Source organism: Pseudomonas fuscovaginae SE-1 (genome assembly GCF_000364705.1).
GTDB classification, from domain to species: Bacteria; Pseudomonadota; Gammaproteobacteria; order Pseudomonadales; family Pseudomonadaceae; genus Aquipseudomonas; species Aquipseudomonas fuscovaginae_A.
This window is the reverse complement of the sequence record NZ_AQOH01000046.1, coordinates 1-25,004: the sequence shown is the minus strand read 5'-3', so window position 1 is coordinate 25,004 and position 25,004 is coordinate 1. Positions and strand designations below refer to the sequence as shown.

Below are 25,004 nucleotides of genomic sequence, written 5' to 3'. Positions count from 1 at the left end.
CCTCGCCACAGGAACGGGTCGGCCCCACAGGAGCAGATCCCACAGGGTCGGACCTGAAAGACTACCTGTCGTGTTTCAGCAGAAAGCCCAGGCCATGGGACACCGGAATCACCTTGACCCCCGCCTCACGCTGCTGTTCCCGGATCTGCGCATGGAACGCCTTGACCTTGGTCCAGTGCATCTTCGGCCGATAGTGATGCTCGGCGTGGTAGCCGTTGTTCATCCAGATCACGTTATAAAGCTTGCTGTAGGAACTCACGCCCCAGGCGATCGGCAGGTCCGGGTTGCCGCCCAGGTGCTCGTAGTAGCCATTGAGCGAAGACAGTGATTGCCCCAGGTACCAGAACGGCAGCAGCACCAGCACGGCGTGCCAGTCGTAGGCTGCCAACGCCAGGTAGAAGGCCACGGTCAGGTAGATCTCGACCTTGACCCAGCGCGCATCCGCCGGATGCTTGCGCTTCATTTCCGCGTAGTAGGCCTTGGGGTCGTCGCGGAAGAAACTGAGGAAGGTGTAGGCCCAGACGTTGTCCGGCTGCCCATCCTTGCCATGCAGGTAGATCGACAACGGGTCGATGGTGGTCCCGTCCTCGCGCGGCAGGTCGGAGTTGCCGCGATGGTGGCGGTTGTGGATATCGCGATACATCGTCTGGGAGAAGCCGATGGTCAGCGACAACAGCAGGTCGAAGCCGCGGTTCATCCAATGGGGAGTGAAATAGGGATTATGGATCTGGTTGTGCGAGATGCTGTTGATGCTCCACGACAGGCTGACCGCATACAGCAGCGCCGTCGGGATGATCAGCCACCAGGCGTGGTCGTGAAACCCCAGTACCAGCCACAGAACGAAGACGAAATGGGCCAGCGCCATGACAATGGGTACCAGGTCCCAGAGTGAATGGGCCAGCAGGCGATAAGCAGGACGAGCCATCTGATAGTTTCCCGGACAGTGATTACCGGGACGTCCATTGCAAACGGCAGACCAGTTTTGCCTGCGCAGACAAACCCACCGGGCACCGGCGAGCCGCCGATCCTCCTCGACGCGCAGTCAGAACTTGTAGCTGATCGCGGTCTGCACCTGGCCCTGGTTGTTATCGCCGCGTTCCCTGACGATGCTGCTGTCGGCCGCGTTGCCCACCAGGCGAATCCAGCTGGCGCTGGTCATCAGCGACCAGTTGCCACCCAGCGGGACCGAGAAATTCTGGGTCAGGGTGAAGTTCTGCAGGCCACCGCCCGGCTTGTACCGCGCGATTCCCGAAGCCTGAGCCTCTTCGGCGGTGACGCCAAAGAAGGTCCGGGTCTGTCGGGCATCGGCGAAATGCGCGCTCAGGTTGCTGCTGCCGATAATGCCCATGCCCAGCGGGTAGCCCAGTTCGCCGCCGACCTTGCCGAGCAGGCCGCCCTGGGCGTTGCCGCCGCCCACGGCGCTGCCGAGCTGAACGAATACCCGCCAGAAGTCGGCCGGCGCGTACTGCACATAGCCGCCGATCTGGGCCATGTCCGGGACATTGCGCAAGCCGCGCAGGTCCCCATTGGCGTTACGCCCCGACAGGTAGTTGATGAACGGCCCCGCCGTGAAACCGCCGTTCTTGAACGCATCCCAGGTCAGACCATCATCGCCGTCGAGACTGACGTCCCCCCAATCGAGATCCAGATAGGGCAACGGCACGGTGTCGTAACGGCTGCCCGAGGGATCATGTGGCTGATAGCCGATACCGACGCCGACCTGCCCGCCGAGTCCTTCCTCAGCCAGCGCAGCAGCACTCCAGCCGCCCAGGGCCAGCAGACCGGCAAGCAGCAATGTGGGGGTAAATCTGGCCATGGGGCATTTCCTTGTTCTGAACATGCGCGCATCAATCACCAGAGCACGTGCCTGAGGCAAGCACTGATCTTCTTTGTAGCAAGCTACAAAAATTGTAGCTCCTTGTAGCCTATTTCATACAAACATCAGCCGAACCCCGTGAATACAGGGCTTGCAGCCGCTTGGCACGCTCCGTGCTCTAACCCTGGCATGCGCAAAGTGCGCTCTTATTCAACAGGTAACTGCAGATGATGCACTGGCATATCGTGTGTGACTTCGACGGGACCATTTCCCGCACCGACGCGATCGACAACATCCTGGAACGTTTCGCCGACCCGAGCTGGGAAGCGATCGAACAGGAATGGCTGGACGGTCACATCGGTTCGCGTGAATGCCTCAGCCGCCAACTGGCCCTGGTCAAGGCCACACCGGCCCAATTGCTGGCCTACTTCGACACCATCGATATCGACCCGGACTTCCCCGACTTCGTTGACCACGTGATGAGCCTGGGCGCGACCATCGAAGTGGTCAGCGACGGCATCGAGCAGGGCATAGCGCGGATTCTGTCGCGCAACTATGTGACCCTGCTGCCGATCCTCGCCAACCGCCTGCGCCAGGTCGACCAGGACAGCTGGCGCATCGACTTCCCGCATGCCAGCGACGCCTGCCGCGCCGCCTCCGGCAACTGCAAGTGCAAATCCACGCCCAAGGGCAAGCGCGTGCTGGTGATCGGTGACGGTCAATCGGACATGTGCGTGGCCGGCACCGCCGACTTCGTGTTCGCCAAGGGCCGCCTGGCCGAGCATTGCCAACGCAACGGCATCCCGCATGCGCGTTTCGACTCGTTTTCCGAACTCCCGGCATTGCTGGCCCTGCTGCCCAGCAGCGAAGCCGCCAACGCCACCACTTTCGCGCTCGACAGCGCCGAAACCCCTTCCCAAACTCAGGAACTCTTCCACCATGTCTGAGATTCGCATTGCTTCCGCCGAAGACCGCGTGCTTCTGGAAAAAGAAGCCAAGTACTGCTCCTACGGCGATACCGTCCACTACATCGAGCCACCGCGCATTTTCAGCCGCTGCGAAGGCTCCTACGTCTGGGACACCGAAGACCAGGCCTACCTCGACCTGCAGATGTGGTACTCGGCCGTGAACTTCGGCTATGCCAACCCACGCCTGAACAACGCCCTCAAGCAACAGATCGATACCCTGCCGCAGATCGCCAGCCAGTACCTGCACAAGGGCAAGATCGAGCTGTCGGAAATGATCGCGGTCGACGCCAAGAAGAAATTCGGCCTCGACGGTCGCGTGCACTTCAACGTCGGCGGTTCGCAATCGGTCGAAGACTCCCTGAAAGTCGTGCGTAACGCCAGCAACGGCAAGAGCCTGATGTTCGCCTTCGAAGGCGGCTACCACGGCCGTACCCTGGGCGCGTCCTCGATCACCTCGAGCTACCGCTACCGTCGTCGCTACGGCCACTTCGGCGAGCGCGCGCAGTTCATTCCGTTCCCGTACCACTTCCGTGGCCCGAAAGGCATGACCAAGGAAGAATACGGCAGCGAGTGCGTCAAGCAGTTCGCTCGCCTGTTCGAAACCGAATACAACGGTGTGTGGGACCCTAAAGTCGGCGCCAGCGAATACGCCGCGTTCTACGCCGAGCCGATCCAGGGCACCGGTGGCTACGTGATCCCGCCGATGAACTTCTACCGCGAGCTCAAGCAGGTCCTGGACCAGCACGGCATCCTGCTGGTGGTCGACGAAATCCAGATGGGCTTCTACCGTACCGGCAAGCTGTGGTCGATCGAGCACTTCGACGTGCAGCCGGACGTGATCGTCTTCGGCAAGGCGCTGACCAACGGCCTGAACCCATTGGGCGGTATCTGGGCGCGTGAAGAGCTGATCAACCCGACCGTGTTCCCGCCAGGATCGACCCACTCCACCTTCGCCTCCAACCCACTGGGTACGGCGGTAGGCCTGGAAATGTTCAAGATGACCAGCGAAATCGACTACGGTGCGATGGTCATGGCCAAGGGCAAGTACTTCCTCGAAGGCCTGCAGGACCTGCAGAAGCGCTTCCCGATCATCGGCGACGTCGACGGCCTGGGCCTGGCCCTGCGCTGCGAAATCTGCGGTCCGGACGGCTTCACCCCGGACAAGGCCACCCTGGACTTCATGGTCGAGGAAGGCATGAAGGGCGACATGATCGTCGATGGCCGCAAGCTGGGTCTGGTGCTGGACGTGGGTGGTTACTACAAGAACGTGATCACCCTGGCGCCTTCTCTGGAAATCACCTACGAAGAAATCGATCTGGGCTTGAAACTGCTCGAGCAGTTGCTGAACCGGGCCATGAAACGGTGAACAGCGCAGCGATCGATCTGGGCGAAGGCGATGCCGGCTTCGTCCTCGGCGACGGTCCGGTCGGGGTCCTGCTGATCCACGGCCTGACCGGCACCCCGACGGAACTGCGCAAGGTTGCCCAGGGCCTGGTCAAGAACGGTACGTGCACGGTGTACGTACCGACCCTGCCCGGTCATTGCGGCGGCAATGCCGACCTGCAGGCGACCGGCTGGCAGGACTGGTACGAAGGCGTACGCAAGACCTTCCTCGGTGTGAAACAGCGGCACGAGCAGGTGTTCGTCGGCGGCCTGTCCATGGGCGCGGTCATGTCCATGTACCTGGCCTCCGAGTTCCCAGGCCAGGTCGCCGGGTTGTTGATGTACTCGACCACCCTGCGTTACGACGGCTGGAGCATCAACAAGCTGGCGTTCCTGACGCCGTTGCTGATGAAGATTCCGTTCGGCGTGCATATCTGTCGGTTCGAGGAGAAGCCGCCCTACGGCATCAAGAACGAGCGCCTGCGGGCGATCGTCGAGCGCCAGATGAAGGCCGGCCAGAGCAGCGATGCCGGGCTGCTGACCATGGAGGGCATCACGGTGCGCGAACTGCACCGGATGAACGCCGTGGTGATGCGTCGCATGCCGTCGATCCGGACCCCGGCGCTGGTGATCCATTCCGTCGAGGACGATATCACCAGCCCGTGGAACGCCAACTATGTCGAGAAGCACCTGGGTGGCCCCGTGACCAAGGTCATGCTCGACAACTGCTACCACATGATCACCGTCGACCTGCAGTACCGCGAGGTGATCGAGTTGAGCGCCGGTTTCATCGAGCGCCTGAGCGTACGCGAAGACTATCGGCAACGGGCCTAAGGACAGACCACGTGATTGACGCCCAAGCCTTCTCCAGTATCGAGGCCATTGAACGCGCAGCCTGGAACGACTGTTTCCCGGGTGCGCTGGAGAATTGGGAGTATTACCTGGCCGTGGAAAAGGCCGGCATCGCCGACTTCGAATGGCGCTACCTGGCGTTGTTCGAAGACGGCTGCCTGCTGGCCGTCGCCCCCGCCTTCACCACCCGCTACAAGCTGGACACCACGGTGCAGGGCGTGGCCAAGCGCATCACCGGCTGGGTCAACCGCGTGCTGCCGGGCCTGCTCGAACTGGGGCTGTACGCCATCGGTTCGCCCGTCTCGGAACAGTGCCATGCCGGCATTGCCAGCCATGTGCCCGCGCCGCGCCGCCAGGCCCTGCTCGAGCGCCTGTTGCAACTGGCCCGGGAAGACGCCGCCCGCCTGAACATCAGCCTCACGGCGGTCAAGGACGCCCCCAGTGCCGACAACGACTGGAACAGCGCCTGCAAGGCCGCCGGTTTCCAGCAGTTGCCGAGCCTGCCCGGCTCGACACTGCCGGTGGCCTTTGGCTCGATCGACGCCTATCTCGGCTCCCTGGGCAAATCCACCCGCAAGGACCTGCGGCGCAAGCTGCGCGCTCCCGGACCGCGGATCGAGTGGCGGCGCAACATCGACGATGTACTGCCACAGGTCATGCGCCTCTACGAGTCGACCCTGTCTCGCAGCGAAACCCAGTTCGAACGCCTGCCGGCGGACTACTTCACCGGTGTGCTCAAACACTTGGACAAACGCGCCGCCTGCGTACTGTACTGGATCGACGAGCGCCTGGTGGCGTTCAACCTGATCCTGCTGGACAAGCAACGGCTGATCGATAAATTTTTCGGCCACGACCTGAACGAAACCCGTCAACACAACCTCTATTTCCGCAGTTGGCTGGCCAATGTCGAACACTGCATCGCGCAGGGTATCGCCCTGTACGAATGCGGCCAGGCCGGCTATGCCAGCAAGATTCGCCTGGGCTGCACCTTCCAGGGCAACAATCTGTTCTTTCACCATCGAAACCGGCTGGTCAACAATGTCCTGAAACTGGTCAAATTGATTGTCCGCCCGGATCGATTCGACCCTGCCATGGCTGCCGCGATAAACGAAACCTGATGAATTCCATTTCAGAACGCCGCCGAAAACGCCGCCCCTTCTCGATCTCGCGCTGGAGCGTGCAACGCAAACTGTTGCTGGCGTTCTGGCTGGTCAGCGTCGTGCCGACCATGATCGCCGCCGAGCTGGCGGCGACCACCCTGTCGCAGATATTCGACAGCAACGTGCGCATCTGGCTGCAGGAATCGACCAAGATCGTCAAGGACGAGATCAGCGAGATCCAGCGCGACAACGCGCGGGTCGCCCAACTGTTCCTGCTCTACACCCGCCCACCGACTTCGCGCCAGGCGGCCAAGCACGACAAGCTGACCGCCGATATCGCCGACGCGATGGGCATCGACGTGGTCGCGCTGGTCCGCACCCAGGATCACAAGGTGGTGTTCAGCACCGCCTCCGAAGACATCGTCGAACAGATCAACACCGCGCCCAACGCCGTCCTGCAGACCATCAAGGTCGCCGGGGTGCCGACCGGTGTGGTGGTCTCGACGTTCCAGAGCACCCAGGAAGGGGTCGATTACCAACTGCTGATCGCCACCTACCTGGACAGCAGCTTCCTCAACAGCGTGGCCGACGTGCACTCCCTTGACCTGCGCCTGTATCTGGCGAACTCCAAGGGTTTTGCCGAAATTTTCTCGACCCAGCGCTTCGAGGACCACCCGCTGCAGATCCCGACGAAAATCGAAAAGACCCTGCGCGACACCCGCCTGCCCAGCGAGTTGTTCACCAGCCGCTACAGTGGCCTGTACTGGCCGATCTTCAACGACACCGGCGAGCTGCAGGGGGTGATTTTCAGCGGCCTGCTGCGCCACACCAGCCTGGTCGGGCTGGTCAACCAGAGCAACCTGTTCATCCTGATCTTTCTGGTCGGCTCGGCGCTGTCCCTGAGCGTCGGCTGGCTGGTCTCGCAACGCCTGACCCTGCCGCTGCGCGGCCTGGCCGAGGGGGTCGGGGCGGTCATCTCCGGCAACTACAACAAGCGTATTCCGGTGATCGGCAGCGACGAGCTGGCCGAACTCAGCCATACCTTCAACCACATGACCGAACGCCTGGGCGAACTGCATCACCTGGAGGCACAACTGCGTCGCCGCGACCGCCTGCACGCCCTCGGCGAAGTCGCCATGGGCCTGGCCCACGAGATCCGCAACCCGCTGGGCATCATCAAGACCGCCACTCAGTTGCTGCACCGCCGGGCCAGCCTGCCGGACAACGACAAGCGCCATCTGGAATACGTGATCAGCGAAGTGTCGCGGATCAACGACCTGATCACCGAGTTCCTCGACTTCGCCAAGCCCAGCGCACCGATCCGGGCGATCCAGCCGGCCCGGGCCCTGGCCGAGGAAATTCTCGGTTTCTGCGCCCCGGAACTGGCGACCCACAACATCGATGCGCGAATCGACGACCAGGCCCCCGGCGTCACCCTGTACGCCGATGCCGGCCAACTGAAACAGGCCTGCCTGAACCTGATCCTCAACGCCATCGACGCCATGCCCAACGGCGGGCGTCTGACCCTGGGCATCGCCAAGGACACGCAATACACCATCATCAGCGTCACCGACACCGGCCAGGGCATCGAACCGGATATGATCGAGCGAATCTTCACCCCGTTCGTCACCACCAAGGCCTCGGGCACCGGCCTGGGCCTGGCCAAGGTCTTCTCGATCCTGGAAAACCACGACGGGCGGATCGAATGCACCAGCGAGAAAGATGCAGGCGCGTGCTTCAAGCTGTACATTCCGGCCCATGGCGAAGACCTGGACGCCGGGGATGACGAGGAACACGACGATGACGCATAAGGTTCTGGTGGTCGATGACGAACCCAAGCTCTGCGACCTGCTCGGCTCGGCCCTGAGCCAGAACGATATCCAGGTGTTCACCGCCGGCAATGGCCTGCAGGCCCTGGTGGTGCTGGACCAGGAGGAAATCGACCTGGTCATCAGCGACTGGCGCATGCCCGGCATGGACGGTCCGCAACTGCTGGCCGAAATCAAATCGCGCTTCCCGCAGTTGCCGGTGATCGTGATGACCGCCTACAGCACGGTGAAAAACGCCGTGCAGTCCATGCGCAATGGCGCTTTCGACTACATCGCCAAGCCGTTCGACATCGACGAGCTGGACATCACCGTCAGCAAGGCCCTGCAGTTTCGCGACATCCTGCGCGAAAACGCGCGGATGCGCGCCGAACTCGACGAGCACCGGCAGATCGACAGCCTGGTCGGCGACAGCCCGACCTTCCGGCGGGTGCTGCAGGCCGTCGACTCGGTACGCGAAAGCAATGCCACCATCCTGCTGACCGGCGAGAGCGGCACCGGCAAGGAGATGGTCGCCCGGGCGATCCACAAGCATGGCAACCGTGCCGACAAACCCTTCGTCGCGGTCAATTGCGCGGCGATCCCCGAGGGTCTGCTGGAAAGCGAGATGTTCGGCCACCGCAAGGGCGCCTTCACCGGCGCCGTCTCGGACCGGATCGGACGCTTCATGCAGGCGGACAAGGGCACGCTGTTTCTCGACGAGGTGGGTGACATGCCATTGGCCCTGCAGGCGAAGATCCTGCGCGCGCTGCAGGAGCGGGTGATCGAACCGGTGGGCGATCCGCGCGAACGCAAGGTCGATGTGCGGGTGATTGCCGCGACCAACAAGAACCTGCTCGAAGCGGTGGCGAACAAAGAGTTTCGCGAAGACTTGTACTACCGCCTGAACGTCTTCCCGATCCCCCTGCCCGCCCTGCGCGAGCGGGTCGAGGACATCGCCCCGCTGGCCCGGCATTTTGCCCATGCCCTGGGCGCCAGCGCCGGCAAGCGCATCACCGGCTTCAGTCCGCAGGCGCTGCAGGCGATGGCCAACTACAGTTGGCCGGGCAACATCCGTGAGCTGCAGAACTGCGTGGAACGGGCGACCATCGTCGCCACCAGCCCGGTGATCGAGGAAAGCGACCTGCCGGCCTACCTGTTCACCCCGCAACCATCGGAGCCGGGCAGCCCGGCCGTGGCACTGAACGCCGGCCCGGCGATCCCCAAGGACCTCGACGCGGCACTGGCGGAAGTGGAAAAGGGCTACATCCTCGCGGCCCTGCACGAAGCCAACGGCGTCCAGGCCGCCGCGGCGCAGATGATCGGCATTTCCGAACGCAGCTTCTGGTATCGCCTGAAGAAACTGGCGATCCAGGTGGAAAAGATCATTCGCTGAGTGCCTCTGACACCTTGTGCACACTGCTCTTGTGGGAGCCGGCTTGCTGGCGATAGCGGCCTGTCAGTCAATGCATCTGCCGACTGGTATACCGCTATCGCCAGCAAGCCGGCTCCTACAGGGACCGCGCCAACCACATGCCCTGCGTATTTTCCTCTCAGAGCTGCGCCACGTGGCTGACATCCTGCTGGTGCGCCCGCAGGTACGGCAGCACCGCCGCCAGCAGCGGCGCCTTGAACGCTTCCTGGAAGCGGTGGGCCAGTCCCGGGATCAGCACCAGTTGGCTGCCCTGGATATGCGCCGCCAGGTGCACACCATGCATGACCGGCAACAACGGATCGGCGGTGCCATGCACCACCAGGGTCGGTACCCGTAGCTGGTTGAGCAACGGCACCCGGCTCGGCTCGGCCAGGATCGCCATGATCTGGCGCTTGACCCCTTCCGGATTGAACGCCCGGTCATAGGCCGTCGCCGCCTGTTGCAGGAGCTTGTGCCGGTCATCCTTCACCTCGGGGCTGCCCAGCGCCGCCAGCAGGTCGGCCTGCTGCTCGATGGCGACCTGACGATTCGGCGCACTGCGCCGCGACAGCAACTGCACCAGCCCCGCATTCGGCGCCGGCAAGCCCTCGGCACCGGAACTGGTCATCACCAGCGTCAGGCTCTCGACCCGCTGCGGCGCCATGGCGGCCACGCGCTGGGCGATCATCCCGCCCATGCTGGCCCCCAGCAGGTGAAACTGCTCGACCCGCAGCGCATCCATCAACCCCAGCGCATCGCCGGCCATGTCGGTCAGGCTGTAAGGCGCGGCTACCGGCAGGCCGAGCTTGTAGCGCAGCACCTCGAACGTCAGGTTGGCACTGGCCGGCGCCTGGCGCCAGGTCGACAGGCCAACATCGCGGTTGTCATAGCGGATCACCCGGAAACCCTGCTGGCACAAGGCAACCACCACTTCGTCCGGCCAGTGAATCAACTGGCCACCCAGGCCCATGATCAGCAACAGCGCCGGATCCGAGGAACGACCAATGCTCTGGTAGGCCAGGCTGACCTGGTCCAGATCGACATGCTCGGTGGGAACATTGACATCGCAACGGCCGGCCGCAAACGCCGGCAAGCCGAACAGCAGGGCGGCCAGCAGGACGGCCGCTGAAAAGAAACGTACATGCATGAACAAATACCGAAACGCAGAACCCCAGTGGAGCGCGAGTCTGATGATATTTGTTCAAGCGCGCTGCCACAGTTCAGTGACAGTTTGATGAAGATTGCTCCTGCGACTTCATTCCACTGACGAGGACACACCCCGACCGCCCGCCGCCCATCCGGGCCTGAAGGTCGACAGTTGCCCCATCATGAGACAAACTCACTCAACCCTCTGCTTTTGCCCCTCTTTCCTCATGGAGTCCCTGGTGCTGGAAATCCGTCACTTGAAAACCCTGCATGCCCTGCGTGAGGCCGACAGCCTGGTGGAGGCCGCCGAGCGCCTGCACCTGACGCAATCGGCCCTGTCCCACCAGTTCAAGGAGCTGGAAGAGCGCATGGGCATGGCGTTATTCGTGCGCAAGACCAAACCGGTGCGGTTCACCAGTGCCGGCCTGCGTCTGCTGCAACTGGCGGATGCCACCCTGCCGCTGCTGCGTGCGGCGGAGCGGGACATTGCGCGGCTGGCCGGCGGCACCGCCGGGCGGCTGCACATGGCGATCGAGTGCCACAGTTGCTTCCAGTGGCTGATGCCGACCATCGACCAGTTCCGCGACGCCTGGCCGGAGGTCGAGCTGGACCTGGCCTCCGGCTTCGCCTTCGCCCCACTGCCGGCCCTGGCCCGCGGCGACCTGGACCTGGTGGTGACCTCCGACCCGCTGGACCTGCCGGGCCTGACCTACGTGCCGCTGTTCACCTACGAAGCCATGCTCGCTGTGGCCAACCAGCACCCCCTGGCGAGCAAGCCCTACATCGTCCCCGAGGACCTGGCCCGGGAGACGCTGATCACCTACCCGGTGGAACGCGACCGGCTGGATATCTTCACCCGTTTCCTGGAGCCGGCCGATGTCGAGCCGGCACAGGTCCGCACCTCGGAACTGTCGGTGATGATGATGCAGTTGGTCGCCAGCGGTCGTGGCGTTTGCGGCATGCCCCACTGGGCGCTGCACGAATACAGTTCGCGGGGTTATGTAAGGGCCAAGCGCCTGGGCGAAAAAGGCCTTTTCGCCACGCTATACGCGGCGATTCGTACGGACATGCTGGAGGTGCCCTACATGCGCGATTTCCTGCTGACAGCCAAGGACACCTCGTTCTCCACCCTCGACGGCGTCAGCGCGGTCCGCTGAAACGACAACGGGGCGAGCCTGTGCTCACCCCGTTGTCGTTTCAGCGCCAGCCTTTGCGACTCAGGCGGAACGGCGCTGCTCGAGCATCAGCCGCACGGCCAGGCCACCCAGCACGAACCCCATGACATAACGTTGCAGCGCCAGCCAGCGCGGGTTGTGCATGAACCAACTGGCCAGGCCACCGGCAAACAGCGCGATCAGCAGGTTGACGGTGAAGCTCACGCTGATCTGGGTCACGCCGAGAATCAGACTCTGAGCGAACACCGAGCCGTGCTCCGGGCTGATGAACTGCGGAAACACCGAGAGGTAGAACACCGCGATCTTCGGGTTCAGCGCACTGGTGAGAAAGCCCATGGTCATCAACCGCGCCGACGAATCCGGCGGCAACTGCCGCGGCTCGAACGGCGAGCGGGCGCCCGGCTTGAGTGCCTGCCAGGCCAGCCACAGCAGGTACAGCGCACCGGCCCACTTGAGCGCCTCATAAGCCAGCGGCACGGCCATGAACACCGCGGTCAGACCCAGCGCGGCGGCGAACAGGTGAACGAAGAAACCGCCCACCACCCCCAGCAGCGACACCACTCCGGCCTTGGGCCCCTGGCAGATCGAACGGGAGATCAGGTAGATCATGTTCGGTCCCGGCGTCAGGACCATCAACAGCGAAGCGGCGGCGAAGATCAGCAAGTCTTGCAAGGGAATCATGGACAGTCCTTGTGCGGTTTCGATCAGGCGGTGGGCTCAAGCGAAGCCCGATAGAACGGCAGGATCAGGTCACGTGTCAATGGCGCCAGGCACAGGCCGCCGCCGCCCGCCGGATCGATCCACACCACCTCCTCGATCTCGGCAGCCGGCTCGACGGTCTCGGCGATCCGCAACAGGAACAATTCGGCCCGCACCTCGAAGCCCGGCTCGTTGGCGGCCGGAGCGCTGAACTGGCCGAGATACTCGGCGGCGGCAGGATCGACCCGCAGCCCCAGTTCCTCTTCGAGCTCACGGGCCAGGGCGTGCGCCGGCGGCTCATGGGGCTCGATCTTGCCACCCGGCTGCATGAAGGCCTGGGTGCCACGCTTGCGTACCAGCAGGGTGCGGCCATCGGGGCCGATCAGCAGGGCGGCGGCAATACGGATGGTCTTGGAGGCGGCAGAAACAGTCATGGCGTCAACGCGATCCCGGCAAAAGGCGGCAGGATCACACCCGCGGGAGCCTCTGGCAAGCCCGCCGAAGGCAGGCTTGCCAGGCTGGACTCAAGTGGCCTGCTCCAGTGGCGAGACTTCCTCGGGCACCTTGACGAACACGCTGTACTTGGCGCCTTCCATGGCTTCGAAACCGATCAGTTTCTCCACCAGCGGCGCGCTGAGAACCTTGCCGGCATTGAGCAGCAGCATGCCGTTGTCGGCATTGAGGTTGCGCGCCAGGACCATGCCCGCCGCCAGTTCGCGGGTGCCCAGAGCCTTCACCGTCGGGTCACCGGTGGTGACATCGCTCAGGTGCTCGGCGCAAACCCTGACGAACTCGTCCACCAGCCCCGGATCGTAAAGGCGCCCGGCATACTTGCGAATGAACAGCAGCGCCTCGTCGCTGTTCAATCGCCGTTCGAGAATCAGCCCATGCTGCAACTCGACGAAATCGACCGCCAGTTTCAGAACCCGCGAGCCCAGAGGAATCGCCTCGCCCTTGAGATGATCGGGGAAGCCGGTACCATCCCAGCGCTCCTGATGGTGCAGGATCAGCCGGGCGGCGTCCTGCATCGGCTCCAGCGTCATCAACAGCGACTCACTCTGTTTGGGATAACCGCGATAGCGCTCGCGCTCGGTATGGTGCAACTGGTCGGCCGGCGCGCCCATCATGCCGTCCGTCCAGCCCATCTTGCCGATGTTGTGCAGGGCTGCGGCCATGGCCAGGTTGCGGCTGTCGCTCTCGTCCAGCGCCGTGGCCTTGCACCAGGCGCGTACCAGGTCGATGACCGCGCGGTTGGTCTGCTTGTCCTTGGGCAGCCGCCACTCGACCATCCGCGAAAACACTTCGGCGGTCACCGCATAACTGCGCTTGAGTTCCTCATAGGCCAGGTCGAGCATGTCGGCGGTCTGCTGGACCTCGCTGGTACGCGCCAGCACGCGTTTTTCCAAGGTCGCATTGAGCTGCTGCAATTGCTGGTTCTGTTCCCGGGCCAGCACCTGCAGGCGCTGGCGTTCGCGCTCGGAATGCTGGAAGGCCAGCGCCTGGCGCACCGTCAGCGTCAGTTCCTCGTCGTTCCAGGGCTTGCTGAGATAGCGATAGATCCGCCCTTCGTTGATCGCCTTGGTGATCATGTCCAGGTCGGCATAACCGGTCAGCAGGATCCGCAGGGTCGAAGGGTACAGGTCATGAACGCGCGCCAACAGGGTCGCGCCATCCATGTTCGGCATGCGCGCATCGCTGATGACCAGGTCGACCGGCTGGGCGGCCAGGATCTCCAGTGCCTTCGCCCCGCTGTCGGCCAGGACCAGCTCGTAGGGTTGGCTACGCAACAGGCGACGCAGGCTGTTGAGGATCGACTCCTCGTCATCGACCAGCAGGATACGGGGTCTGGTCGCGGAATCGGCGACGGATTCATCCATGGAGCACCTCATGTCGTCTGGGAGGCTGTCGATTGAAGAGCCTCAGGATAGCCGGCGATCCCTGGGCCCTGCCTTGCCCTAAGGGTAGATGCTTTTGCGCCATATGAACGGTGATCGAAATAACTTCGCCAGCACCGGCACAAAACTGCATCTATGCTGCAAGCAGTCGAGCGCGCATTCGCTGTGCACCCTGGGGAAAGGACTTCTTTGTATGCGTTCAGTGCATTTCATTCGACCAGCAAGGGCATCGCGATGAGCGGCGTGACGGCACAGATCAATCGCCGTATCCTCATCATCGATGACACCGTCTCCATTCACGAGGACTTTCGCAAGATCCTCTGCCCGGAAGGGGTGGTGGACGACCTGCAATCGGCCGAGCAGGCACTGTTCGGCGATACGGTCAGCCGTTCGGAGCACGTCTTCGAACTGGACTCGGCCTTCCAGGGTCACGAAGGCCTGACCAAGGTCGAACAGGCGCTGGACCGGGGGCAACCCTACGCCATGGCCTTCATCGACATGCGCATGCCGCCGGGCTGGGATGGCCTGGAAACCATCGAACGGCTCTGGCAGGTCGACCCCAAGCTGCAGATCGCCCTGTGCACCGCCTACTCCGACTACTCGCTGGAGGACATGAACGAACGGGTCGACATGGGGGATCGCCTGCTGATCCTGAAAAAACCCTTCGACGCGATCGAGATCCGCCAACTGGCCAACGCCCTGACCGTCAAGTGGCAGATGACCGAGGACGCCGCGCTGAAGATGGACCTGCTCGAACAGGCCGTCGAGGAACGCACCCGCGAGCTGTCCGATGCCAACATCATCGTCCAGAACAGCCCGACCATCCTCTACCGCCTGCGCGGCGAACCCTCGTTCCCGCTGATGTACATCTCCCACAACATCACCAAGTTCGGCCATGTGGCCAAGGATCTGGTGGCCTCCAGCGACTGGACCCGCGAGCTGATTCATGAGGACGACCAGCCCAAGGTCGACGCCGCCATGGCCCGGGTGCTGGACAAGGACGCCCAGGGCGCCTCCATCGAATTTCGCCTGCGCACCGGCGACGACCAGTGGCGCTGGGTGGAGAACCGCTACGTGCCGGTGCGCGATGCCGATGGGCGCCTGCTGGAGGTCGAAGGCATCATCATCGACATCACCGAGCGCAAGGCCGCCGAGGAAAAGATCGCCCAGCTCGCCCGCACCGACGGACTCACCGGGCTGGCCAACCGTTCGACCATGATCGAACGCCTGCACCAGAGCTTCGCCGCCGCCCAGCGCGGCGCCTCGCCGTTCGCGGTGTTCTACCTCGATCTCGACCATTTCAAGCGGATCAACGACACCCTCGGCCATCCGGTCGGCGACCTGCTGCTGCAGGAGGTGTCACGGCGCATCAGGAGTTGCACCCGCGAGAACGACGTGGTGGCGCGCCTGGGCGGCGACGAATTCGCGATCCTGCAGACGGAAATGAGCGACCCGTCCATCTCCGCTGCACTGGCGGCGAGAATCCGCAACGCGCTGGTCGAGCCCTACAGCCTCGATGGCAATGAAGTGCGGATTTCCGTCAGCATCGGCATCAGCACCTACGCCCCGGACAGCGAAAGCGCCGACACCCTGCTGGTCCAGGCCGACATGGCGCTGTACCGCTCCAAGGAGCAGGGCCGCAACCAGTATCACTTCCACTGCGACGAGATCAATCAGGAAGTCATCGAGCGGATGGCCATCGCCAACGACCTGAGAGAGGCCATTGCACAGGACCAACTGGAACTGCACTACCTGCCGGAGGTCGACCTCACCAGCGGCCGGATCCTCGGCATGGAGGCGCTGGTGCGCTGGAACCATCCCAGCCGTGGCCTGCTCGGCGCCGACGTGTTCATTCCCGCCGCGGAAAAGACCGGCACCATCGTTGCCCTCGGCCACTGGGTACTCGACCACGCCTGCCGGCAGATGCGCCAGTGGCGCGACGAGGGCGTGGCGCCGCCGGTGATCGCGATCAACCTGTCGCTGGCCCAACTCAAGAGCGGCAGCGCGCTGTTGAACGACGTCATCGAGACGACCACCCGCTGGGGGCTGTCGCCGTCGGACCTGGAATTCGACGTCACCGAGGCGACCCTGGCCCAGACCAAGTGGACGCAGAACGACGTGCTGCCGCGCCTGCGCGAACTCGGGGTGAAGATCGCCATCGACGACTTCGGCACCGACTACTCGTCCTTCGATTACCTCAAGACCTACCGGGTCAATCACCTGAAGCTGGCCCAGTCATTCATCAACCACGCCACCCAGGACGCGGACAGCGCCACCACCCTCAAGGCGATCATCAACTTCGCCCGCGAAATCGGCGTCGGCATCATCGCCGAAGGCGTGGAAACCCTGGAGCAGCGCAGTTCGCTGATTTCCACCGGCTCGCCGATGACCGCCCAGGGCTATTACTTCAGCAAGGCTGTCGACAGCCACGAGGCCGCCAGGCTACTGCAGCGGGGCACCATCGCCCCGCAGGCACTGCCCGATCCGGAGAGATCGTGATGAACGCGCTGACCGGCGCCGCCAACCGGCGCATCCTGATCATCGACGACACCGCCTCGATTCATCAGGACTACCGCAAGATCCTCGGCCCCGAAGAGGCGGATGAGCTGTCCCTGGAGTCGACCGAGACCCTGCTGTTCGGGGTCGACCAGCCGCAACGCCAGGTGTTCGAGCTGGATTCGGCGTACCAGGGCCAGGAGGCCCTGGAACTGGTACGCCTGGCCCAGGCCGCCGACCGTCCCTATGCGATGGCCTTCATCGACATGCGCATGCCACCGGGCTGGGACGGCCTGGAAACCATCGAGCAACTGTGGAAGGTCGACCCTTGCCTGCAGGTCGCCCTGTGTACCGCCTATTCGGACTATTCCTGGGAGTCGATGGCCGACCGCCTGGCGTTCGGCGACCAGTTGCTGATCCTGAAGAAGCCCTTCGACAGCCTGGAAATCCGCCAGATGGCCAGCGCCCTGACGTGGAAATGGCAGCTGGCGCGGGACATGGCCACACGCATGGCCGAACTGGAGCGGACCGTCGAGGAACGCGTCCAGGAACTGCTGCAGGTCTCGCGCCTGCTGCAGTTCGACGTCCTCACCGAGTTGCCCAACAGCACCCTGCTGGTCGACCGGCTCAGCCAGTCCATCGCCCTGGCCAAGCGACATGATGAACAGACAGCCGTCATGTTCATCGGCCTGGACCGTTTCAAGCGCATCAACAATGCCCTGGGGCATCCGGTCGGCGACGAGATGCTCAAGCACGTGGCGCGCTGCCTGATCGGCGCGTTGCGCCAGTCCGACTCGGTGTTTCGCTACGGCTCCGACGAATTCGTCCTGGTGCTGCCCGATATCGCCCATCCGCACCAGACCAACGGTATCGCGCAAAAGGTCCTGAATGCGGTCAACGCCCCACTGGAAGTGGCCGGGCATGCCCTGCGGGTCACCGCGAGCATGGGCATCAGCCTGTACCCGGGCGACGGCGAGGACGCACTGGGCCTGGTCAAGAAGGCCGAGACCGCCATGCGCAGCATCAAGGAACAGGGGCCGGGCAACTTCGGCTTCTTCATCGAGGACATGAACCTGCGCGCCCGCCGGCAGCAGTCCATCGAGTCGGGAATCCGCCTGGCCCTGGAGCGCGACGAATTCGTGCTGCACTACCAGCCCAAGCTGGACCTCAAGCGCGGCACGGTGGTCGGCGCAGAGGCGCTGATTCGCTGGCTGCACCCCGAGCGCGGCTGGATCTTCCCCGGCGATTTCATTCCGGTGGCCGAGGACAGCGGGCTGATCGTGCCGCTGAGCCGCTGGGTGGTGCAACAGGCCTGCCGCCAGGCCAGGGCCTGGCAGGAACAGGGGGTGGGCAACCTGATCATGTCGGTCAACGTCTCGGCCATCGACTTCCGCCAGCGGGACTACCTCGACGGGATTCGCCGGGTTCTGGAGGAAACCGGTCTGGACCCGCATTTCCTGGAGCTGGAAATCACCGAAAGCATTCTGATGCAGAACATCGATGCCACGGTCGACGTGCTGCACGCGCTCAAGGCCCTGGGCATCCGCCTGGCGATCGACGATTTCGGCACCGGTTACTCCAGCCTCAGCTACCTGCGCCGCTTTCCGGTCGACGTGCTGAAAATCGACCAGTCGTTCGTGCGCAACCTCGGCGGCGACCAGAATGACGCGACGCTGGTCAGCGCGATCATCAGCCTGGGCAGGAGCCTGAACCTGAACACCATCGCCGAAGGTGTCGAAACCCGCGAGCAACTGGAATTTCTCAAGGCCCACGCCTGCGAAGAGGTGCAGGGTTACTACTTCAGCAAAGCCGTCGAAGCCGATGCGTTCGCCCATTTGATACAGACCTGGCGGGAAAAAGCGCCGGGCCAGGACTGAACGCTCCCACGCCCCTCTACAGCCAGGGAAGCCTGCAATGTCATTTCGCCGAGTGCTTGTGCTGCTACTGCTTGCCTACACCTGGGGCCAGCCCCCATTGGCGGCGCCTCTGGACGAACCCCTCAAACCGCTGCCGGACGTACCCGCGCTGGACCCGCGCCAGGTCGAACTGGGTCGCCAACTGTTCAACGAAAAACGCCTGTCGGTCAACAACAGCATTTCCTGCGCCACCTGTCACCAGTTGGACAAGGGCGGGGTCGACGACAAACCGTTTTCCATTGGTTTCAATGGCGAGAAAGTCGCCGTCAACACGCCCACCGTGTTCAACGCGGCGCTGAACTTCAAGCAGTTCTGGAATGGCCGGGCCGACAGCCTGGAGGACCAGATCGGCCAGGTACTGCAAAGCCCCATCGAGATGGGCAACAACTGGCCGAACATCATCGACACCCTGGTCAAGGATCCGGCCTACAAGGCGGCCTTCGGCGCGGCCTACCGCGATGGCGTGACCGAGGCCAACGTGCGCAATGCCCTGGCCAACTACGAACGCACGCTGCAGACCCCCAACTCGCGCTTCGACCAGTACCTCAAGGGCAACACCGATATCCTCACCCTCGACGAGAAGTACGGCTACCAGCGCTTCAAGGACTACGGCTGCATCGCCTGCCACCAGGGCGTGAACATCGGCGGCAACATGTTCCAGAAGTTCGGCGTGATGGGCGACTATTTCCAGGCCCGCGGCAACCCGACCGAGGCCGACCAGGGGCGCTTCCTGGTCACCGGCGAGGAGGATGACCGGCATGTGTTCAAGGTACCCAGCCTGCGCAACGTGGCCCTCACCGCGCCCTACTTCCATGATGGTTCGGCCAAGACCCTCGAAGATGCGGTCGACGTGATGTTCACTTATCAGCTGGGGCGCATTCCCTCGGCCGAGGACAAGCGCCTGATCGTGCTGTTCCTCGAGACGCTGACCGGCGAACGGGGAGACAAGCCGCTATGACACCGACCAGGCGCCTGCTGAACCGGATCCTGTTGCCATTGCTGACCTCGGTGCTGGCGGCGGTTCTGGTGTTTCTCTATGTCATGTCGCGCAGCGATCTGTCCCAGGAATATGCCGAAGCCCGCGACCTGATCGGCCAGATCAAGCAACTGGACGCGCAATGGGACACGGAAATCCTCAAGGCCCGGATCGCCGTGGCCCGCAACTACGACCCGCTGATCAGACCCCAGATCGGCATGCATACCCATTGGCAGACCTTCCAGACGTTGCCGGCCAGCCAGGCGCACGATACCTCCGATGCCTGGAAGGACCGCCGCGCGACGCTGGCCCATGCCTTCAAGGAGAAAGAGCGGCTGGTCGAACAGTTCAAGTCGCGCAACGCCGTGCTGCGCAACTCGCTGGCCTTCCTGCCCACCGCCGAGGACGACATCCAGCGCCAGCTCGGCGCGCTGGAGGACTTCGACAAACTGATGCTGCAGGCGACTTCCAACGACATCTACGACCTGCTGCTCAGTACCCTCGAGTTCGCCCAGATCACCACCGAAGAACGTGCCAACGACATCCTGCTGGGCATCAACCAGTTGAAGGTCGACCGGGAACGCCTGCCACCGGCCTTCAGGGCACCGATGGAGATCCTGCTCAACCACGTGCAACTGGTGCTGCGCGAACAGCCCAACGTCAATACGCTGCTGGACGAAATCGCCGCGATACCGGTGTCCGAAAGCCTCGACGCCATCACCGACCAATTGAACCAGGACCAGCAGACCGCCGAACGGATCGACCAGCAGTATCACCTGTACCTGCTGATTTTTTCCGCGCTGATGGCGATTCTCCTGCTGTACCTGGCCAGCCGCCTGGCGCGCAGCTACGCGCAGATCAACCAGATCAACCGGGCCCTGCAAACCGCCAACGAGCACCTGGAGCAGCGAGTCGAGGAACGTACCCGCGAACTGCGCGAAGCCCAGAGCGAGCTGGTGGAAACCGCCCGTCACGCCGGCATGGCCGAGATCGCGACCAACGTGCTGCACAACGTCGGCAACGTGCTCAACAGCGTGAATATCTCCGCCGATCTGGTGGCCCGCAAGTTGCGCAACAGCAAGGCGCTGGGCCTGGGCAAGGCGGTCGGTCTGATGAACGAGCACCAGGCCGACCTCGGCGAATTCCTCACCCTCGACGCCAAGGGCAAGCTGCTGCCCGGCTACCTGAATCAACTGGTCGAGGCGATCGCCGCCGAACAGCAGGGCATGAGCGAGGAACTCGGCCAGTTGAGCAAGAGCGTCGACCACATCAAGGAAATCGTCTCGACCCAGCAATCCTATGCGGGGGTTTCCAGCCTGGAGGAACCCCTGCACGTCGGCGACCTGCTCGAGGACGCCCTGCGCATGAACTCCGGCGCCCTGACCCGGCACAACGTCGTGGTGGTGCGCGACTACGGCGATGTTCCGCGGATCATGGGCGACAGGCACCGCATGCTGCTGATCCTGATCAACCTCATCAGCAACGCCAAGCAGGCGATGTCCAGCCTGACCGACCGCGCGCGCCAGATCACCCTGCAGGTGCGGGTAGTCGACGGCGAGACCCTGCGCATCAGCGTCAAGGACGACGGCGAAGGCATCCTCCCGGAAAACATGACGCGCATCTTTGCCCATGGCTTCACCACCCGCAAGGACGGCCACGGCTTCGGCCTGCACAGCTGCGCCCTGGCGGCGATGGAAATGAACGGACACCTGACCGCGCATAGTGACGGCCCCGGCAAGGGGGCTGTCTTCACGCTCGAACTGCCCTTGAAAACCGCCGTGGGGGTCCCATGACAACACAGCCCAACCGCCGCATCCTGCTGGTGGACGATACGCCGTCGATCCACGATGACTTTCGCAAGATCCTCATGCCACCCCAGGACGAAAGCCCGGACCTGGACCTGATGGAAGCGGCGCTGTTCGGCCAGCAAGCCAAGGCCGGCGGCAACCCGCCTTTCGAGCTCGACTGCGCCTATGGCGGGCAGGAAGGCCTGACCCTGGTCGAGCGCTCCCTGGCCGCCGAAAGCCCCTATGCCCTGGCCTTCGTCGACATGCGCATGCCTCAGGGCTGGGACGGCGTCGAAACCATCGAGCACTTGTGGCAGGCCGATCCACAACTGCAGATCGTGGTCTGCACCGCCTACACCGACTATTCCTGGGAAGACCTGCTGGAGCGCCTGCACGGCCATGACCGCCTGCTGATCCTGAAAAAACCCTTCGACAACATCGAGGTCCAGCAACTGGCCAATACTCTGACCAACAAATGGGACATGACCCAGCAGGCCAACCTGCAGATGCATCATCTCGAGGAACTGGTCGAGCAGCGCACCCAGGCGCTGACCCAGGCGAGCCTGGCCCTGCAGCACGAAATCGACGAACGCAAGCAGCTCGAAAGCCAACTGGTGCAATCGGAAAAGCTCGCCTCCCTCGGCCAACTGGCCGCCGGGGTGGCCCATGAAATCAACAATCCCATCGGCTTCATCGGCTCCAACCTGGGCACTCTCGACGGCTATTTCACCCAGTTGCGGGAAATGCTCGATGCCTACCACAGCGCCGAAGAAGGCATCGCTTCGCCTGAACTGCTCGGCCACCTGCGGGCCTTGCGCGAGAAGATCGAACTGGACTTCCTCAAGGACGATATCCCACTGCTGATCAGGGAATCCAAGGACGGCATCGCCCGGGTCGGGCAGATCGTCAAGGACCTGAAGAATTTCTCCCGGGTCGACTCGTCCCAGGAATGGCAGTGGAGCAACTTGCAGCAGGGCATCGATTCGACCCTGAACATCGTCGCCAACGAAATCAAGTACAAGGCCGATGTGGTCAAGGACTACGCCGACCTGCCGGAAATCGAATGCCTGCCATCCCAGATCAATCAGGTGATCATGAACCTGGTGGTCAATGCCGCCCAGGCCATGGGGCCGGAACGTGGCACCATCAGCCTGCGCGGCGGCAGCCTGGGCGAGAAGGTCTGGCTGGAGGTGGCCGACAACGGCTCGGGCATGACAGCGCAGACGATGCAGAAGATCTTCGATCCATTCTTCACCACCAAGCCGATCGGCAAGGGTACCGGGCTGGGCCTGTCGCTGTCCTACGGCATCGTGCAGAAACATGCCGGGCAGATCACGGTCAACAGCGAGGTGGGCGTTGGCACGACCTTCAGGATCGAGTTGCCGATCCGCCAGAACAGGACAGCAGCCTGACACGACCGCCTCGTCGAGACGGTCCGCCACACGACTCAATTGGCTTCCTGGAAATCCATCTCCGGCGGTTGCTGGCGGAAGCCGCCGGTGAGGAACGCCAGGTACACCACACCGACCGCCAGCCAGCTCACGCCCAGGTAGATCGCCAGGTGGTCGAGGCTGACCATCAGCCACAGGTCCGCCAGCAGACCGATCAGCGGGCAGACCAGGAACAGCAGCAGCTCGCGCAGGCCGCGCTGCGGCGTGCCGATCCAGTAGTGGAAGATCACCGACAGGTTCACCAGGCTGAACGCCAGGAACGCCCCGAAGTTGATGAACGACGTGGACGTGGTGACGTCCAGCTTCAGCGCCAGCAAGGCTACGACGGCGCAGAGCAGGATGCTGTTGACCGGCGTGCCGAAGCGCTCGCTCAACCCACCGAAGAACGACTTCGGCAGCACCCCGTCGCGTCCCATGGCATAGAGCAGGCGCGAACCGCTGGCCTGGGCCGAGAGTCCCGAGGCGAACTGGCCGACGATCAGGCCGATCAGGAAGATGCTGACGAACAGGTCGCCGCCGATATTGCGGGCAATCTCGTAGGCCGCCGAGTCGACGTTGTCGAAGACGAAGGCCGGGTGAGCCAACTGCACGAAGTACGACACGACGACGAAGATCAGCCCACCGATCAGGGTGATCAGCATGATCGCGCGCGGGATGGTGCGTCGTGGATCGCGGGTTTCCTCGGTCAGGGTGCTGACCGCGTCGAAACCCAGGAACGAATAGCAGGCGATGGCCGCGCCGCTCATCACCAGCGGCATCCGCATGTCACCGTTGAAGAACGGGGCCAGGGTCCACAGCGGCTTGCTGGCGTCACCGCCGACGTAGTGGATCGCCAGGGCGACGAAAGCCACCAGCACCAGAAACTGCACCAGCATCAACAGCGAGTTGATACCGTTGGCCAGGCGCAATCCGACGATGTTGATCAGGCTGGTGATAACGATGAACGCCAGTACCCACAGCGGCTGCGGCACCGAGGGAAACGCCGAGTTGAGATAGGCCGCGCCGATCAGCCAGATCGCCATCGGCAGGAACAGATAGTCGAGCAGCACCGCCCAGCCGGCGATGAAACCGAGCTTCGGGCTGATGGCCTTGCGCACATAGCTGTAGGCCGAGCCGGCCACCGGGAAGGCGGCGGCCATGCGCCCGTAGCTCATGGCAGTGAAGAACATCGCCACCAGCGCCGCCAGGTAGGCGGCCGGCACCCTGCCGGCGGTGGACTGGGCGAGGATGCCGAAAGTGCCGAGGACAATGATCGGCGTCATGTAGGCGATGCCGAACAGCACCACCGACCCCAGCGAAAGGGTGCGTTGCAAACGAGCCATGAGGCGACTACTCCGAATGTTATTGGATTTATGGCAGAGCCGAGTTCGGCAAAGGTGCAGCGGTGTCACAGAATTCTTATGAGTGCGTGGACCGGGTCACGCAGTAGCCCCTGTCCGCGGACGAGCCCTGCTCCTACAACATCCCGCGCCACCTGTAGGAGCAGGGCTTGCCCGCGAAAGGGCCGGCCGCAACAAAGCAGGGATCAGGCCTGGGGAATCAGCAGTTCCCGCAGCCCGTCGGCATGCTCGACGACCTCGCCCGGCAGGCGCAGGCGCTGGTCGTTCAGGTAGCGGTAGTCACGCCGGGCCGCCGTCAGTTGGCTCAGGTCCAGCTCGACGCTGAAATGGCTTTCCTCGCGCCCGGCCTCCTCGAGCAACGTCCCGAACGGGTCGACCAGGGCACTGCCACCGGCGAACAGCAGGCCACCATCGCCCTCCCCGACGCGGTTGACCATCAGCGCAAAGGCCTGGTTTTCCTGGGCGCGGGCCATGATCGCGGTGCGGTGGGTCGGTCCGTACGGGTCCATGTTGCCGTTGGTGACGATCAGCAGCTCGGCCCCCAACTGCGCCAGGGCGCGGGCCGTTTCGGGGAACTCGATGTCGTAGCAGATCAGCAGGCCCACCCGCAGGCCATTCCACTCGCAGGTCACAAACCGATCGCCCGGGTTGAATACGCCACGGTCCGAAGCCCACAGGTGCGTCTTGCGATAACGCAGGGCGATGCCTTCGGGAGTGATCATCAGGGTGGTGTTGTAGAACTGGCCCTTGTCGTTCTCGGCCATGCCGATCACCACGGTCAGGTC

Annotated in this window: 20 protein-coding genes; 12 read left to right on the top strand and 8 right to left on the bottom strand. The window is 63.5% G+C overall.

Features of this window, described 5'->3' with window-relative positions; genetic code table 11:
* Window positions 1-61: 61 nt before the first annotated feature.
* Entirely contained in the window at window positions 62-925 is an 864-nt protein-coding gene (locus tag K675_RS0105425) for a fatty acid desaturase family protein (protein ID WP_017902495.1), read from the bottom strand.
* 117 nt (window positions 926-1,042) lie between these two features.
* Complete coding sequence (locus K675_RS0105420) at window positions 1,043-1,816, bottom strand: MipA/OmpV family protein (RefSeq protein WP_026144955.1); 774 nt, start codon at window positions 1,814-1,816, stop codon at window positions 1,043-1,045.
* Between the two features lie 227 nt (window positions 1,817-2,043).
* Here K675_RS0105420 and K675_RS0105415 point away from each other — a divergent pair, with 227 nt between their 5' ends.
* The 6 genes from K675_RS0105415 to K675_RS0105390 are packed head-to-tail and all read left to right on the top strand — an operon-like array spanning window position 2,044 to window position 9,320.
* A complete protein-coding gene (locus K675_RS0105415) occupies window positions 2,044-2,763 on the top strand; it encodes an MtnX-like HAD-IB family phosphatase (RefSeq protein ID WP_017902493.1) in 720 nt (239 codons plus the stop codon).
* Window positions 2,756-4,150, top strand: coding sequence for an aspartate aminotransferase family protein (locus tag K675_RS0105410; protein WP_017902492.1), 1,395 nt, complete (start codon window positions 2,756-2,758; stop codon window positions 4,148-4,150). The genes K675_RS0105415 and K675_RS0105410 overlap by 8 nt, the downstream gene beginning before the upstream one ends.
* Entirely contained in the window at window positions 4,147-5,001 is an 855-nt protein-coding gene (locus K675_RS0105405; RefSeq protein WP_017902491.1) for an alpha/beta hydrolase, read from the top strand. The genes K675_RS0105410 and K675_RS0105405 overlap by 4 nt, the downstream gene beginning before the upstream one ends.
* An 11-nt stretch (window positions 5,002-5,012) precedes the next feature.
* A complete protein-coding gene (locus K675_RS0105400) occupies window positions 5,013-6,137 on the top strand; it encodes a GNAT family N-acetyltransferase (protein ID WP_017902490.1) in 1,125 nt (374 codons plus the stop codon).
* Complete coding sequence (locus K675_RS0105395) at window positions 6,137-7,930, top strand: sensor histidine kinase (RefSeq protein ID WP_017902489.1); 1,794 nt, start codon at window positions 6,137-6,139, stop codon at window positions 7,928-7,930. Before K675_RS0105400 ends, K675_RS0105395 begins: the two co-directional genes overlap by 1 nt.
* Window positions 7,920-9,320, top strand: coding sequence for a sigma-54-dependent transcriptional regulator (locus K675_RS0105390; RefSeq protein ID WP_017902488.1), 1,401 nt, complete (start codon window positions 7,920-7,922; stop codon window positions 9,318-9,320). The genes K675_RS0105395 and K675_RS0105390 overlap by 11 nt, the downstream gene beginning before the upstream one ends.
* 157 nt (window positions 9,321-9,477) lie before the next feature.
* On the opposite strand, the gene K675_RS0105385 is transcribed toward K675_RS0105390, so the two are convergent.
* Window positions 9,478-10,485 carry an alpha/beta fold hydrolase gene (locus tag K675_RS0105385; protein ID WP_017902487.1) on the bottom strand — a complete coding sequence of 336 codons (1,008 nt, stop codon included), beginning with the start codon at window positions 10,483-10,485 and terminating at the stop codon, window positions 9,478-9,480.
* A 238-nt stretch (window positions 10,486-10,723) separates the two neighbouring features.
* Here K675_RS0105385 and metR point away from each other — a divergent pair, with 238 nt between their 5' ends.
* Window positions 10,724-11,641 (top strand): transcriptional regulator MetR, encoded by a 918-nt coding sequence (metR, locus tag K675_RS0105380; RefSeq protein ID WP_017902486.1) that lies wholly within the window; start codon window positions 10,724-10,726, stop codon window positions 11,639-11,641.
* A 60-nt stretch (window positions 11,642-11,701) separates the two neighbouring features.
* On the opposite strand, the gene K675_RS0105375 is transcribed toward metR, so the two are convergent.
* From K675_RS0105375 to K675_RS0105365, 3 genes are all read right to left on the bottom strand, one after another.
* Window positions 11,702-12,340, bottom strand: coding sequence for a LysE family translocator (locus K675_RS0105375; RefSeq protein WP_017902485.1), 639 nt, complete (start codon window positions 12,338-12,340; stop codon window positions 11,702-11,704).
* A gap of 23 nt (window positions 12,341-12,363) precedes the next feature.
* Window positions 12,364-12,792 (bottom strand): NUDIX hydrolase, encoded by a 429-nt coding sequence (locus K675_RS0105370; RefSeq protein ID WP_017902484.1) that lies wholly within the window; start codon window positions 12,790-12,792, stop codon window positions 12,364-12,366.
* Between the two features lie 90 nt (window positions 12,793-12,882).
* Window positions 12,883-14,235, bottom strand: coding sequence for an HD domain-containing phosphohydrolase (locus tag K675_RS0105365; RefSeq protein WP_017902483.1), 1,353 nt, complete (start codon window positions 14,233-14,235; stop codon window positions 12,883-12,885).
* Between the two features lie 252 nt (window positions 14,236-14,487).
* Between K675_RS0105365 and K675_RS0105360 the strand changes: the two genes are divergently transcribed.
* Genes K675_RS0105360 through K675_RS0105340 form a run of 5 tightly spaced genes read left to right on the top strand, consistent with a single transcriptional unit; the run spans window position 14,488 to window position 22,840 of the window.
* Window positions 14,488-16,752: a GGDEF/EAL domain-containing response regulator gene (locus K675_RS0105360; protein ID WP_420066325.1), complete on the top strand. Its 2,265-nt coding sequence runs from the start codon at window positions 14,488-14,490 to the stop codon at window positions 16,750-16,752.
* Window positions 16,752-18,626 (top strand): putative bifunctional diguanylate cyclase/phosphodiesterase, encoded by a 1,875-nt coding sequence (locus tag K675_RS0105355; RefSeq protein WP_017902481.1) that lies wholly within the window; start codon window positions 16,752-16,754, stop codon window positions 18,624-18,626. Before K675_RS0105360 ends, K675_RS0105355 begins: the two co-directional genes overlap by 1 nt.
* A 37-nt stretch (window positions 18,627-18,663) precedes the next feature.
* The gene (locus K675_RS0105350) at window positions 18,664-19,623 is read left to right on the top strand and encodes a cytochrome-c peroxidase (protein ID WP_017902480.1); all 960 of its coding nucleotides are present in this window, start codon (window positions 18,664-18,666) and stop codon (window positions 19,621-19,623) included.
* The gene (locus K675_RS0105345) at window positions 19,620-21,434 is read left to right on the top strand and encodes a DAHL domain-containing protein (protein ID WP_017902479.1); all 1,815 of its coding nucleotides are present in this window, start codon (window positions 19,620-19,622) and stop codon (window positions 21,432-21,434) included. Before K675_RS0105350 ends, K675_RS0105345 begins: the two co-directional genes overlap by 4 nt.
* Window positions 21,431-22,840, top strand: coding sequence for an ATP-binding protein (locus K675_RS0105340; RefSeq protein ID WP_017902478.1), 1,410 nt, complete (start codon window positions 21,431-21,433; stop codon window positions 22,838-22,840). The genes K675_RS0105345 and K675_RS0105340 overlap by 4 nt, the downstream gene beginning before the upstream one ends.
* Before the next feature lie 35 nt (window positions 22,841-22,875).
* Here K675_RS0105340 and K675_RS0105335 read toward each other — a convergent pair whose 3' ends face one another.
* Window positions 22,876-24,201, bottom strand: a complete 1,326-nt coding sequence (locus tag K675_RS0105335) for an APC family permease (protein WP_017902477.1) — start codon at window positions 24,199-24,201, stop codon at window positions 22,876-22,878.
* Window positions 24,202-24,404: 203 nt separating this feature from the next.
* Window positions 24,405-25,004: nitrilase-related carbon-nitrogen hydrolase (locus K675_RS0105330; protein WP_017902476.1), on the bottom strand; the 600-nt coding region annotated here is incomplete at its 5' end.